Source organism: Emticicia sp. BO119, from assembly GCF_013912375.1.
In the GTDB taxonomy this organism is placed as follows: Bacteria; Bacteroidota; Bacteroidia; order Cytophagales; family Spirosomataceae; genus Emticicia.
On sequence record NZ_JACETV010000005.1, the window covers coordinates 377,181 to 391,094 of the forward strand.

Sequence of the window (13,914 nt, forward strand, 5' to 3'; positions counted from 1 at the left end):
CATTTCTCATGAAAAAAATATACATTTTATTTATTGCTGCCTTCGTTTCTGTTTCAATTGAGCAACAGACTTTTGCCCAGGCTACCCGCACGTGGGTTTCAGGTGTAGGAGATGATGTCAACCCCTGTAGCCGAACAGCTCCTTGCAAAACCTTTGCCGGAGCTATTTCCAAAACTGCGGTGGGTGGAGAAATCTCTGTATTAGACCCTGCTGGCTATGGAGCGGTTACTATTACAAAATCTATAACACTCAATGGCGATGGAACTTTAGCGAGTATTTTATCATCTGGAGCTAACGGTATAATCATTAATGGGGCTGGCATCAGTGTAACCATTAGAAATATATCTATCAATGGTGGTGGAACAGGGGTAAATGGAATCAGAATCCTCAATGCCGCACAGGTTCATGTTGAAAACTGTACAATTAGTGGTATTAAGGAAGATGGTAGTGGTATTGTAGCTGAAAATACTGCAACAGGCGGTATAATTGCTATTAAAAATACAACTATCACAGGGCCAATCAACACCATGCACGGAATAAACATCAGATGCAATACTGCCACTGCCACTGATAGTGTGGTAGCATTTATTGATAATGTACATATACAAGGGGTATCAACAGCTATAATAGTTAAAGATAAGGCGCGGGTAAATGTAGTTAATTCGTATATCTCTAATAATACCATAGCAATCTCGCCCGAGAATGCTACTTCGATTACACGTCTTTCAAATAATAGTATTATTAATAATAACACTGGTATTGCCGCCGGGCCCGGGAAAGTAATTTCGTTTGGCAATAATCAGATGATTGGCAATGCTGTCAGTGCCCCGCCTGCAACAGTTGTCTCTTCTCAATAATTGGTATATCTTAACACAAAGGAGGCCTTTAGATAAAAGGTCTCCTTTGTGTTTTCTATTATATATAGTAAGCTACTGCTTAGATTTTTTCAACAGATAGGTACGCAATTGACTGATACTCTTAATAGCTGCCTTCTTGTTGTCTTTCGATAAAAAATCATAAATATTCTTAATCTGTGCTCTGGCTTCCTGTTCTGAACTCAGATTGGCAACAGCTATTTCTAACTGATAAAGCAACCCATTTATCTGTACCACATCTGCATCCATTAATATCGCCGCTCTTAACTGGCTGGCATTCTTTTCAAATTCAACACTATTTTCATACTCGGTAGCTTTCTCTATCGGATAGTTACGTCTTTCCAACCCTTCTTCAGGAATACCATTAAAAGCATAGTAACAAATGATTAGCATAAAAACGAGAACGGATAAGAAATTCTGAAAGTATGTCTGTCGCAGAATAAGCATTGTTTTATAGAAATAGAAATTTTACACAAAAAAGCCGCTTTCAGATTAAATAGAGTTTATCTAAATATTAAGAAAAGATAAAATCTGGAAGTCATAATCTGTTTGTGCTCAATAATTTACCATTAGAAAGTAAGCACTTTGCAGTTTCTTAATATTACCGCAATAGTAAGTTTAAATCTTAACCCGACCTTTGTGGCGTCAAAATGAAAGAATTATGAAGAAAATACCCTATCAATTGAATCAGTTTCACTGGAAATACACCATCAGAATTACTGATGGTTTTAGTGAAGAACGCATTTATGACGATTCGGACGACGAATTTTACGAGGAAGTATTCGAAGGCGATGATTTTGATGAATATTATGAAGATGAAATCGCAATAAAAGAGATGAGACTCGTAGCTTAAAAACGGTTCATACGTATATTATTATAGTTTGTTTAGGTTAATTGATTGAAGATTAGCAGAGGAATTTTTCTTCTGCTTTATTTTTTTTCTTTACATTTTCGTAATATCCTCTTAATCAACAATTTACAATCGTTTTAGAAATTTGTAAATATGAACAAGGGAAAACATTTTCGGACAATAGTGCTTTCGGATCTTCACTTAGGAACAAGTGGCTGCAAAGCAAAAGAGGTAACTGAATTTCTTAAACAATACCGCTGTGAACGCCTCATTCTTAACGGAGATATAATTGATGGCTGGCAATTAAAGAAATACGGAAACTGGAAAAAGAAACATACCGCCTTTTTTAGAGTAGTGCTAAAAATGATGGATAAACATGATACCAAAGTGATTTATCTACGTGGGAATCATGACGATTTTCTTGACCAGATACTTCCCTTGGTAATCGGTAAGCAATTTCAGATACGTAGAGATTATATACTGAAATCGGGCGATAAGCGATTTTACGTAACTCATGGTGATGTTTTCGACAGTATTACTACAAATATGAAGTGGCTCGCACACTTAGGAGACTTAGGCTATACTTTTCTGCTTTGGTTGAACAAAAATTATAATAAATATCGCGAGTGGAGAGGCCTGTCTTATTACTCTCTTTCGCAGCAGGTAAAACAAGCTGTAAAACTGGCTGTAAACTATGTAACAGATTTTGAAGAGAAATTAGCCGAATTGGCTAAAGCCAAAAACTGTGATGGCATTATATGCGGGCATATTCATCAGCCGGCAATCAGAAATATTGATGGTATTTTATATCTCAATTCAGGAGACTGGGTAGAAACTATGTCGGCATTGGTAGAAGATTTTGATGGCAACTGGAGTCTGGTATATTACTCATTAACTGACTGCAAAACCGAGGAAGACCCTGAGGAAGATATTGATTTGGGTGAGGATCTCAATAAAGAAGAAAGATTTGTTTTACCAAGAATAGCAGCAACTCTATGAGGTTTTTGTTAATTGTACAAGGAGAAGGACGCGGGCATCTGACCCAGGCCATTGCACTGACCGAAATATTGGAAAACAATGGTCATACAGTTGCAGGTGCCTTAATAGGAACTGCCAATGGCAGAGATATACCTGCCTTCTTTCATGAGAACTTCAAAAGTCCAGTCATTCCGTTTTCAAGCCCTTATCTTGCCTATAATCAGAAAACAAAGGCACTCGATGTACCCAAAACTATTTGCAATACTCTTCTAAACCTGCGAGCTTACAGGCATAGTCTTAGAAAAATTCAATTTCAGACTAAAAAACTGAAACCTGATGTAATCATTAATTTTTATGACGTTTTAGGTGGCCTCCATCAATTCTTATTTCGTCCTAAAATACCGATGATTTGTATTGCGCACCAATATTTATTGCTTCATCCCAATTTTCACCACCCGAAAAATCATTGGTTAGATCAACAATTGGTCAACACCAATACACGGATTACCGCCTTAGGGGCTGCTAAAAAACTCGCCCTTTCTTTTACACCATTCGACGACGATAAAAACCAGAAAATATTTCCTATTCCTCCTTTGCTTCGGTCAGATCTGTCGCGTTTAAGTACCAGCAGCCACAATTATCTGCTTGCTTATGTAACTCAACATTCATTAGCAGAGCAGATAATAAAGTGGCACGATACAAACCCCCATACAGAGGTACACTGTTTCTGGGATAATCCGGATTATGACGATACTTTCCACTATTCACCTAACTTGCATTTTCATAAAATTAACGGCAGAAAATTTCTGGAAATGATGCAGAATTGCCGTGGATTAGTAACTACTGCGGGTTTTGAGTCTGTATGTGAAGCCATGTATTTAGGTAAACCGGTGCTAATGATTCCTGTGCCTAAACACTACGAGCAAGCCTGTAATGCTATTGATGCCCGAAGAGCCGGAGCCGGAATAACAGCAAACAACTTTGATTTAACAGCCTTTATTGATTATCTGCCTGCACATAAAGACATAAGCCATAATTTCAGGGCATGGCATAGTCGTAGCAATTTTATCTTTATGAGAGAAATCGAAGACCTGTTTAATACTCCTAAACGCCAAACAATATGGCAGACTATCCGTCAAAGAGAGCTAATACCCCAGTTTGTTAAACGCTTCGCATTAGCACTTGTATCTCCTTTAACAAGAAATTAAATCATAAATTAACGTATGTGGTGACACCAATAGAAGATTTGTTGATACAACCATAGTCATGAAAACGATATATTGAAAAACGAGCAGAGGCTCGTTTTTTTTATTGAGTGATGATTTTGTCTGAACTTGGATTTACCTGATTTGGATGATTAATATGATTTTGCGATGATTATTCTCAGTTGACAATTTTAAAATAAGTCAGTGAAATTATTATAATCAGATAAATCAAAGTTCAAGACATAATTCACTAAATTTATACTATCAAACTACAAAATTTATGGTAACGACTAAACTTGCCCAGCCTGTTGCTGAGCTACCTGTTGAAGATGTTGAAAAAGCACAGGCTTACTATGTAGAGGTATTAGGTTTTTATATAGCCTGGTTAGATGACAGTAAGTGGATAGGCTCAGTACAGAGAGACGATATAGCCATTTTTTTTAGAAAAACTGAAACTCCTTTTACACCAAATATTCACTGGGTTTTTGCAGAAGATATAGATGCCAGTTATAAAGAATTAATGAACAAAGGAGCAGATATAATTGATCATATTGAAAACAAGCCCTGGAATCAACGTCAGTTTACGATCAGAGACCTGAACGGGCATCTTTTTTATGTGCATCATGCTATTTGAGATTATTGTCTTGAACTGTGATTTAGCTGATTAACCTGATTTCGTTGATTATTTTGATTCAAAATAAATATGATTTAAAATCGGTAAAATCATAAAATCAGCTAAATCACAGTTCAAGACAGTCTCCCTATTTCATCACCGTAGTTACTTCTTTACCTATCTCCCTTCCGTTCTGAAAATCAAAACCTAAGAATTTAGCCGCTGTTTTTGCTATCTGATTCTGAAATAGCTGCCCTTCTGTCTTGATCTCGCCCAGAGCCGGAGTATCAGGGCCGATAACTGCAAACCATATCTGGTAGCAGTCAGACACTTTTTGTCCGTGGCTCGTCCACTGCGATTTATTTTTATCTCCCCTACCATGATCAGTTGTAATAATAAACGTTGTTTTATCTTTATACTTCGGGTTGCTCTGGCAATAATTCCATAAATCTCCTATAAATTTATCTACTGTATTGGCTGCAAATAAATACTCATCATATTTAGCTTCATGTGCAAATTCATCAGTTTCATCAAACGACAGGAAGAACACTTTCGGGTTGTTTTTCTTAATATATTCTTTCGCTAAATAATAGGTAACAAAATCGTGGCGGTCGCTTGCTAAACTTGGATAATTTGTCTGAATCTCATTCAGTATAGCCTCTTTATCAGTCGTTTTACCTTCTACTAATTCTTTGCCTGAATTAACCGGAATCCCACTGCGTGGCTCATTAATAATATACGGGAAACAATCCCAGGTAGAATAGGCTGCTACTTTCCCTTTCAAGCCTTTCTGCTGATTCAGAAATTCTAATACTGTAATATTTTCATTCAGCTTCTTATCATTAGAATTTACCTTATCATCGGCGTATCCAGTCAGTATTTCGTTATACCCAGGATACGAAAACCAGTAGGGATTTAAAACGTTTACTTTATTATTATGCCAGCGGTTTCCATATAACTGTCCTTGTTTGGCAATAGTATTCCAGAAAAAAGGCAATAGTTTTTCTCTTTTTTCTTCTGCCGACTCACCACCAAACGTCTTTTTCAGACGATCTTCGTTTCTCACAAAATCTTTTTTGTTCAGTAATTCGGGATCCATACCACCAAAGACTTCCTGCCAACGAAAACCATCAGTTGTAATAATAAATACATTCTCGGTTTTGTGTTGTGCGAATGTATCAATAGCCAATAAGAGTAATACGAGTATTTTCTTCATAGTAGATAGATGTTTTTAAATACATTGGGAGGAACTAACAAAGTAAATCTATTCTGTAAAAACTGAAAAATTATTATTTAATTCTGCTGTAAATAATTCTCACAGATTTTCAGAAAATGGTCTAAATCTGGTAGTGGTTGGTGTTCTGCTTTGGCGGCTTCGTCCCATCTGCGCATTCTGATAATAATATCGAAATACGGATTCTTTTCAAACATCTCTGCCTCTGCCTGTTCCATTTTCCCACCCTGAAAAATTAGAGTTTGCCTGCTGGCTTCTGAAAGGTTATTATAATAAGCAGGATTGGCATAACATAAATAACGCTTGGCATTCACGTGGTTTTCTACTAAAACCGCTATTTTTTCAGAAAAACCCCTATCTCTCAGCCAATCGGCAGCTACACCTTCATGGTCTTTTCTGCCATAGCTTTCCATTAATTCTTCTTCTGAGGCAGCAGGCAAAAGATGCCCGATGTCGTGCAGAAAAGCCGCTATCTGCACCTGCTCGTCAAAGCCGGATTTCTCTGCCAGAATTGCCGACTGAGCGGCGTGTTCAAACTGACTTACAGGTTCGCCATAATATTGTTCGCCGCCTTGTGAGAGAAATATAACACGAATCTCATCAATAACTTTGCTAATATCTGCCATGTGTATAATGAGTTAATAAAACCTGAATTAAAAAATAGCGGAACACTGCTCCGCTACTTTCAACTCTTACCTATGATGTACAAAAACTACTTCATTATCCAGACGCTATCATTAATATCGTCTTTACCGGCATACTGGCTGCCGATAGCTTCATTATAATTTTTGGAATTGGTAGTACGTTCAGAAACCGGATATTGCCAACGAAGAGCAATACGGCCCGAATTACCATTACCTACACCTGTTTCAAATTTAGGAAAGCCCGTACGTCTCCAGTTAAAATAGGCTTCCATGCCCGAATTCATAAAGAATGCCGCATATTTCTGGCTGATAATCTGTTGCAACCCTTTGGTGGTTTTACCATCATATTTTACCATATCCTGCGCATAATATGTATCAAAATTAAAGTTAACCGTATAGTTAGCTAAATCAGCTGCATCTCTGCCTCCTGTTTTTGAATAGGTCATCGTATTGCTGCCATTTACGATTCCATAGAAACTCATTGACGCCTGAATACCTTTTTTATACCATGTTTCAGTATCACCTGTTGCCCAACCTCTATGAATAGCTTCAGCAATGTTGAAACACATTTCAGGATAACCCACAATAAACGTGTTTTCAGCGGTATAATTACGATAATAACGATAACGATTCTGGAACGAATATACACCCGGAGCAAACCCTGCACCGTTGGTTCTACCTGCCTTTTCGCTCATATCAGCCAGATCTTCTGCCGAACTTGCCCCTACAAATGACGAGTAATCAGATGGCAATTTACCTGCTTTCAATGCTGCACCGGCCGGTTCGCAAGTAACCATTACGCGTGGGTCTTTCAAATCCGACAACAAACCAACATAAGTTTTGGCCATGTTCTGGCGTGTCGCATCAAACCCAAAGTTATCAGGATTCGACGGATATTTGTTAAACTGATTGTATTTAAACTCTAAATTATCGGCTAAACCCTCAAATAAAGGATATTTGGTTGGGTTACCAATTATTTCCGCAAAACGTGTTTTTACATTCAGGTCGCCTTCTGCTTCTTTTTTGCTCAACGAAATCAATACTCTCAGTTTGAAAGCATTAACTGCTTTCTGCCATTTACGAAGGTCGCCCCCAAAATAAAAATCTCCCTGTACTGTCTGCCCCTGTGTAATCAAAACAGCAAGATTATCATTGGCTTCCTCCAGCCATTTCAGAATCTGAACATACACAGCTTTTTGGTTATCATATTTAGGGGTAATGTTTTCGATACCTTTTAATGCTTCAGATACAGGTATATCTCCTACACGTTTGGTCATTTCATCAATGAAATAGGCACGGAAAAACTTGCCAAGCGCAGAATAACCATTCACATCAGCCAAACCAGCACGTTTCGCTTCTTCCTCCATTTTTACTACGTTTTTAAGTGTATTATAATGGTTTGGAGTCGACGACCACGTATATTCATTAGTAGCATAATAGTTATAGTTAGAGCAGTAGAACTGGTTCCAACGCATCTCTGCACTAAACGGGCGACCTGTATTATTGGCAAGGTCAGACTCAACCCCTTGCAAAACCAGCGAAGCTGGCACATTTACCGGGCGGTTCGGGTCTTTTTCAAGGTCTTCAAACGATCTTTCGCAACTGCTAAGGGTAACAGCTAAAACTGCAAAAGCCCCTGCGAATAATTGATTTATCTTCATTTTTAAATATTTTTATCTTGATGATGTTGAAATAAGCTTAGTGAACAATAACTGGATTAAAAAGTAAAGTTCAGGTTGATACCATATCTTCTGGTTGACGGTGTTTGCAGACCTGACCCCGCATCATTGATATACTGGTTTAAATCAATGTCTTTTTTCTCGGCAAAATACAACAGGTTTCTACCTACCAATGATACTGATGCGTTTCTTACAATTCCACCAAACCATCTTTCAGGCAATGAATATCCTACAACAACCTCACGTAACATGGCAAAAGAACGATTCATCAGGTTTCCGTCATCTGTATTATAATAACGGCTCACATAGTCTTGTACAAACTGTTTGGTATCATTGGCTTTGTATTGTAACTCTGCGTAGTTGGTAATTTTACCATTTGCGTCAAACTGAATAGGTACCCCATTTGATACCTGTACTCCTTCACCGATATAGGCTTTTACACCTAAATAATCTTGCTCACGTGCTACACCCATTACACCTTCTGTAGTACCGATATGACGGCCACCACGGTAAGTCTGACGCTGGATATAGTTAGATATTACCCCACCAATACGGCCATCGAACTGGAAGCTGAAGCTCAGGTTTTTGTAGTTGAATTTGTTGTTAATGCCAAATACAAACTTTGGATTGATATAACCTAAGAACTGTGCTACAGGTGTTGTAATCGGGCGGCCAGAGGCATCATTGATAATCTGTCCGTCTGGTGTTCTTGCAAAGGCAGATCCATAGAATTTATCCAGACGATCGCCTACTTTAAAGAATGTATTCAGGCTCTCAACACCCGGATAAATCTCTGTTAATCTCTCCTGGAAAGTCGAGTAGTTTACTACTACATCCCAGTTAAATCCATCAGGATTTTTGATTGGTGAACCTGTCAGAGCAACTTCCCAACCTTTTTTCTGTGTTTTGATACCATTTACCAAGGCTGCTGTATAGCCAGTTGTTGATGAAATAGGTAAAGAGAAGATTCTTGGGCCTTCGTTCGATATAAAATAAGTTACATCTAAACCAATCCGGTTTTGCAGTACTCTGAAATCAAGGCCGACTTCAGTCTGAGAAGTTGAACTTGGGTTCAACCCCGGGTTGTTCAAAGTACCTGTAAAGTAGGCCGATGGTTGATTGTTATAGGCAAATGGCGTAGAATAAACCGCTGAGTTGCTATAGGCCGGGCCATCATAAGGAGAATAATACTGGTCTCCATAACCCAATGGGTTACCATCACCCAAACTTGGTGTTGTACCAATAGTCGAGCGCGTTAACCCATCTTTTACGTTGGCATATGAACCTCTCAGTTTAAAGAATGAGATAACCGATGGCAGGTTGATATAATCAGATATAACTGTTGAGGCCGATACTGATGGATAGAAGAATGTATTATTACCTGTTGGCAAAGTTGATAATTTATCAACACGACCGGTTGTTCCGATAGTAATGAAGTTTTTGATAGTAAAGTCAGCAGAGTAATAGGCTGAATTTACACGCATGGCCGAATTAAAGTTAGCTGTGCGAACAGGATTAGCCGAGTTGCTGAAATTATATAAGCCAGGCACATTCAGATAATCAGTCGAACCGAATTGTGAACTATACTCAAAAGTACGGATATTACCCCCTGCCCAGATTTTTGCATTCAGACCTCTTACAACATCTTTATCAAATTTAATTAATATGTCGGTATTGTTTTCAAACAGGTTACGACGGTCTTCACGGTAATCACCCCGACGCTCATCACGGCCATAGGCACCTGCAGAATAAGGCATTTTTTCGTTACGGAACAAATTCCAGGTAGTAATCTGCGAACGAAGTGTCGCCTCTAAATAATCTGTAAATTTATAAGTCAAAGCCGCCTGTCCGATAATATCGGTTTTCTGATGACCTCTCAACCATTCATAACTCATGAAATACGGGTTATTGTAGCGTTGGTACTCAGCATATATCTGTTGAATACCTTCTTTACCTGGTTGCCAGTAGTTACGCATATCGTCCACGTCCCAGTCGGCACCTGCCCAAAGTGTCATGTTATAGATAATTGAGTTAGGGCCATAGTTAATATCCGGGATATTTGGTGTGTACTGTCTGTTATATTGCAGGTTCGAGGTAAACGAAAGTTTATCCGAGAATTTATAATCAGCAGCTACATTGAAATTCGAGATATTCAATTTGGTATTGGGTACAATACCACGTTGCGAAATTTGAGAAGTAGAGAAGCGCAAATTATATTTTTCGCCAGAAGCTGAAACCGCGATATTGTTGGTAGAAAGAATACCAGCCTGTAAGAAACGCTCTAAGTTATCTTTACCACGAGCTACCCAAGGCGTACCTTGTCTTACACCAGTAACAGGGTCAACCGGGCTATCGTATTGAGGAATCAACTGGCCTTCAAATTTAGGTCCCCAGCCACCATCGTAGTCACCGTCATTCAATCCACCACCTTTACCATCTACGAATGCATAACGACCGTGGTCGCCAGGGCCATACATATCCTGTACTTTGGGAATTGCATAAAAGCCTTTATCCATCATTGTTGAAGAGTTAACTTCAATTGAGAATCCACGTTTATCTTTCGAACCACGTTTGGTAGTAATCAGAATCGCACCGTTTTTACCACGGAACCCATAAAGTGCCGAAGCAGAAGCTCCCTTTAAAACCGAATAGGTCTCAATATCATCAGGGCTGATATTCCAGGTATCAGAGTTAATAGGCACACCATCAACCACATATAATATCTCTGTATTACCACGTAACGAAATATTTGGTTTACGCAATAACTCTGGCTGTGCCCCAATCGTCAAGCCAGCTACTTTACCGGCCAATGCATTGATCGCATTGGGCTCACGTGCTTTCACTGTTGAAGCACCGTCAATTGACTGGATAGCTACCCCGATACGACGGATGTCTTTTTTGATACCAAGCGCTGTAACCACTACCTCATTCAGGGTTTTCGTATCTTCATTTAAGGTAACATTAACGGTTGTCTGGTTACCCACCGTGCGCTCTTCTGTTATAAACCCTATGGCAGAAAACACAAGAACAGTGTTTGAGTTTACATTGCTTAATCTGAAATTTCCGCTGGCATCAGAGTTAGTTCCCTGATTAGTGCCTTTTACCAACACGCTTACACCGGGGATACCTTCGCCATTGGCAGAAGATACCTTCCCGTTTACTGAGGTCTGCGCGTAAGTCGCCTCACTAATAAACAGACCCATCAGAAAAACTACCACACATAATAGGAATTGTTTTTTCATATACTTTGTTTTTGTTTGATTTTGAAAGAGTTAAGTCGTTCTTGAATTTTATAATTTACCAGCATGATTTTCAGGATGCAAAAGTACGTTTATAACATTCTGTGAATGTTAAGGCGTAATTAAGCTATTGTTAAGTAAATGCCTGAAACCGCCCTTTTTTTGAGCTTTTTTGTGCATAAACATGAAAAAACAGGCATTTTTTAAGAATTGAGTAATTTTACTTATGCAAAAGGTAGTACTATGATAACACCACTAAGAAGCAAAGTCATGTTGAGCCAATACTGGTATTAAAAGTAATATTTGGCTTGGTTTCCTGAGTCTGAAGAAAAGTTTAAAGGTGTGTTTGGTTATACTCTTTTATTGATACGTTTCAATAAACCTGATAGCCAATGAATGAGCTATCCTGATGATTTTCTTTTTTACAGGTATTGATGTTCATAATAATAGGCCACGTGCTTTTAAGTATATCTGATAAAAATTTTAATAACCTAAAAACAAGGTGTGTTTCTCTCATAAAGTAAAGTGGGTGTTTACCTCTGAAGACACAAATAACAAAAAAGAGTTATATGCTATTAAACGCAAAATTCAATAGCTTTTTATAAATCTGCTGTTTGTTTTTACTCTATTTTATTCTTTTCTAATCTTCGGTTATTTCCCTTATTTCGCTTCCTGCAAAACAACAAGTTGCCCGTAACTTCTGCGTTACAATTCCTTTACCAAATCATAATATTTCAATAGGCTTTTAACTCGTAGTTTTGAAACCTAATCAACACTCAAAAATGCTGAATGTATCTGAATCAAAAGCTTTTATTCAACCCTCAATAGATGGCTTATTTACTGAAATCAAATATTATCTTTATCCATCTTACCGATATCTGCAGGGTAACTGTCACTGCAACGCTCACCTGAGTTCTCTCTTACTGAAAAAACGAGAGATTCCGCATAAAAAAATCTGGGTTTTTGCTCCTTGCCGCTATTCAGAGTCTTCAAATGAAGTATTCCGGATACAAGACCCAAACCATATTGCTCCTCGTGGCTACATTCGTTGGGGCTACCATGTAGCCCCTTTGATTCAGATTGGTGCTCAGGAGTTGATTTTCGATTTCAATTTTTCAGAATACGCTCCTTTAAGTCGTGAAGAATGGCTGGCTCACCTCAATACCCAAGCCTACCGGTGTATTGTTGAAGCACCCGAAAATTTCTTGTTTTATTCTTCTCCATCACTTAAAAAACCCGGTAAAAGCTTATTTAATGGGGATTTTTATTCGGTTGAAGGTGATTGTTTAGAAAATAAATGGCTCGAAAAAGGATTAGCAGTCAACGAAACAGCACTGCTTATGCACGAAGAAGTAATCAAAAGAGCGCTTAAGAATCATGCGGGTGCATCACTTATCAATGACTACAAATTTCTGATTGGCAGTATCAATAATTTTGAATGTGTTTTCAGAGACAGGAGTTTTAATAAACGAATGACCCCCGAATTTCAGGAAAAGCATTACGATTTAATCCATTATTATCGTGGTATTTTTGAGGATAATGTAGAGAAATGGTCTAAGTTAATTAAAGAAATAACAGAATAGCACATAAAAAATCATGGCATGAATTGCTTCATGCCATGAAATCATTAATCTATATAATCGGTTGTGAATTAATAATAAATCTGGGGTTGCGTTTGCTTTTTCTTTTTCTGTTTATCAACAATCACCCCTGTTACAGCACCTGCTGCCGCACCCACACCTGCACCAATCAAGGCTCCTTTACCCTTTTTATCTTTAGCAATAGCCACTCCTGTCAGTGCACCTACACCAGCTCCGATCAGTGCACCTTTCACAGTATTATTCATTTTCTTTTTAGCTGTGGCTGTAGGCCCATAAGATACTGGCGTATAACCGGTATTTGCATAACCACCATCTTTATATATTACGGTCTCTTTGGTTTTGGTTGCTGAACTGGCTTTATTAGCCTCTGCTAATGCTAACTCTTTTTCCTGTATCAGATTCATCGAGTCAATAGTTGCTTGTTTCATCCGCTCGATTTCAACTACTCTGTTTACCGAGTCAATTGCAGCTTGTCTGGCTGCCTGTATTTTTTCGTTTGTGTTTTCTCTGCTATTACACCCCATTGTAGCTGCTACAAGTGAGGCGACAATTAGTACATTTTTCATAATTGTATCGTGTTATTTGTGGTTTATTGACAATAGCACGTTTTAAAAGTTTAAAATTTCGTTAATCAGCCAAAATCAATCAGCTATCATACATATAAAAAAATTGAGTCCGCTACTCATGAAAAAACTCAGTCACAATTAAAAAATCATAATAAACCACTCATAATCAATCATTTACATGAAAAATAAATTCATTTTTCAACAAGAATTCCTAAAGAGGAAAATGAATTTTTGAGTCGTTTACGGGGAAAATATTCCCCAAAATCAAAATTCTCTCTTTAAAAATGTCTGAGAAACACTTCTATGAAATAAAAGATTAGGAAGACGTACTTCTTAAGAATGTAGATATAAAAAAAGTATTTTTTTAAGTGTGAGATTAACAGTTTATGAGGCATTCATACTTAGGGCTTAACAAAAACATAATATGTTT

Annotated in this window: 12 protein-coding genes; 6 read left to right on the forward strand and 6 right to left on the reverse strand. The window is 38.0% G+C overall.

Going from position 1 to position 13,914, the window contains the following annotated elements:
• Window positions 1–8: 8 nt before the first annotated feature.
• Entirely contained in the window at window positions 9–857 is an 849-nt protein-coding gene (locus tag H1R81_RS18090) for a hypothetical protein (RefSeq protein ID WP_181842158.1), read from the forward strand.
• Window positions 858–929: 72 nt separating this feature from the next.
• On the opposite strand, the gene H1R81_RS18095 is transcribed toward H1R81_RS18090, so the two are convergent.
• Entirely contained in the window at window positions 930–1,322 is a 393-nt protein-coding gene (locus tag H1R81_RS18095) for a hypothetical protein (RefSeq protein WP_181842159.1), read from the reverse strand.
• A gap of 214 nt (window positions 1,323–1,536) precedes the next feature.
• On the opposite strand from H1R81_RS18095, the gene H1R81_RS18100 reads away from it, so the two are divergent.
• The 4 genes from H1R81_RS18100 (at window position 1,537) to H1R81_RS18115 (ending at window position 4,542) form a co-directional block, all read left to right on the forward strand.
• Complete coding sequence (locus H1R81_RS18100) at window positions 1,537–1,728, forward strand: hypothetical protein (RefSeq protein ID WP_181842160.1); 192 nt, start codon at window positions 1,537–1,539, stop codon at window positions 1,726–1,728.
• Window positions 1,729–1,878: 150 nt separating this feature from the next.
• Window positions 1,879–2,724, forward strand: a complete 846-nt coding sequence (locus tag H1R81_RS18105) for a UDP-2,3-diacylglucosamine diphosphatase (protein ID WP_181842161.1) — start codon at window positions 1,879–1,881, stop codon at window positions 2,722–2,724.
• Entirely contained in the window at window positions 2,721–3,911 is a 1,191-nt protein-coding gene (locus H1R81_RS18110) for a glycosyltransferase family protein (protein WP_181842162.1), read from the forward strand. The genes H1R81_RS18105 and H1R81_RS18110 overlap by 4 nt, the downstream gene beginning before the upstream one ends.
• Before the next feature lie 277 nt (window positions 3,912–4,188).
• Window positions 4,189–4,542, forward strand: coding sequence for a VOC family protein (locus H1R81_RS18115; RefSeq protein WP_181842163.1), 354 nt, complete (start codon window positions 4,189–4,191; stop codon window positions 4,540–4,542).
• Between the two features lie 127 nt (window positions 4,543–4,669).
• Here H1R81_RS18115 and H1R81_RS18120 read toward each other — a convergent pair whose 3' ends face one another.
• The 4 genes from H1R81_RS18120 to H1R81_RS18135 form a co-directional block, all read right to left on the reverse strand.
• Window positions 4,670–5,737, reverse strand: a complete 1,068-nt coding sequence (locus tag H1R81_RS18120) for an alkaline phosphatase family protein (protein WP_181842164.1) — start codon at window positions 5,735–5,737, stop codon at window positions 4,670–4,672.
• Window positions 5,738–5,814: 77 nt separating this feature from the next.
• Complete coding sequence (locus H1R81_RS18125; protein WP_181842165.1) at window positions 5,815–6,381, reverse strand: phosphonate degradation HD-domain oxygenase; 567 nt, start codon at window positions 6,379–6,381, stop codon at window positions 5,815–5,817.
• A gap of 86 nt (window positions 6,382–6,467) precedes the next feature.
• Window positions 6,468–8,060 carry a SusD/RagB family nutrient-binding outer membrane lipoprotein gene (locus H1R81_RS18130; RefSeq protein WP_181842166.1) on the reverse strand — a complete coding sequence of 531 codons (1,593 nt, stop codon included), beginning with the start codon at window positions 8,058–8,060 and terminating at the stop codon, window positions 6,468–6,470.
• A gap of 56 nt (window positions 8,061–8,116) precedes the next feature.
• Window positions 8,117–11,320: a SusC/RagA family TonB-linked outer membrane protein gene (locus H1R81_RS18135; protein ID WP_181842167.1), complete on the reverse strand. Its 3,204-nt coding sequence runs from the start codon at window positions 11,318–11,320 to the stop codon at window positions 8,117–8,119.
• Between the two features lie 755 nt (window positions 11,321–12,075).
• Between H1R81_RS18135 and H1R81_RS18140 the strand changes: the two genes are divergently transcribed.
• Window positions 12,076–12,900, forward strand: coding sequence for a protein-glutamine glutaminase family protein (locus H1R81_RS18140; RefSeq protein ID WP_220275250.1), 825 nt, complete (start codon window positions 12,076–12,078; stop codon window positions 12,898–12,900).
• A gap of 68 nt (window positions 12,901–12,968) precedes the next feature.
• Here H1R81_RS18140 and H1R81_RS18145 read toward each other — a convergent pair whose 3' ends face one another.
• A complete protein-coding gene (locus H1R81_RS18145) occupies window positions 12,969–13,484 on the reverse strand; it encodes a YMGG-like glycine zipper-containing protein (protein ID WP_181842169.1) in 516 nt (171 codons plus the stop codon).
• Window positions 13,485–13,914 lie beyond the last annotated feature (430 nt).

Coding starts and splice junctions, on each gene's coding strand:
- H1R81_RS18090 (WP_181842158.1), top strand. CDS start 9: ATGAAAAAAATATACATTTTATTTATTGCTGCCTTCGTTTCTGTTTCA.
- H1R81_RS18095 (WP_181842159.1), bottom strand. CDS start 1,322: ATGCTTATTCTGCGACAGACATACTTTCAGAATTTCTTATCCGTTCTC.
- H1R81_RS18100 (WP_181842160.1), top strand. CDS start 1,537: ATGAAGAAAATACCCTATCAATTGAATCAGTTTCACTGGAAATACACC.
- H1R81_RS18105 (WP_181842161.1), top strand. CDS start 1,879: ATGAACAAGGGAAAACATTTTCGGACAATAGTGCTTTCGGATCTTCAC.
- H1R81_RS18110 (WP_181842162.1), top strand. CDS start 2,721: ATGAGGTTTTTGTTAATTGTACAAGGAGAAGGACGCGGGCATCTGACC.
- H1R81_RS18115 (WP_181842163.1), top strand. CDS start 4,189: ATGGTAACGACTAAACTTGCCCAGCCTGTTGCTGAGCTACCTGTTGAA.
- H1R81_RS18120 (WP_181842164.1), bottom strand. CDS start 5,737: ATGAAGAAAATACTCGTATTACTCTTATTGGCTATTGATACATTCGCA.
- H1R81_RS18125 (WP_181842165.1), bottom strand. CDS start 6,381: ATGGCAGATATTAGCAAAGTTATTGATGAGATTCGTGTTATATTTCTC.
- H1R81_RS18130 (WP_181842166.1), bottom strand. CDS start 8,060: ATGAAGATAAATCAATTATTCGCAGGGGCTTTTGCAGTTTTAGCTGTT.
- H1R81_RS18135 (WP_181842167.1), bottom strand. CDS start 11,320: ATGAAAAAACAATTCCTATTATGTGTGGTAGTTTTTCTGATGGGTCTG.
- H1R81_RS18145 (WP_181842169.1), bottom strand. CDS start 13,484: ATGAAAAATGTACTAATTGTCGCCTCACTTGTAGCAGCTACAATGGGG.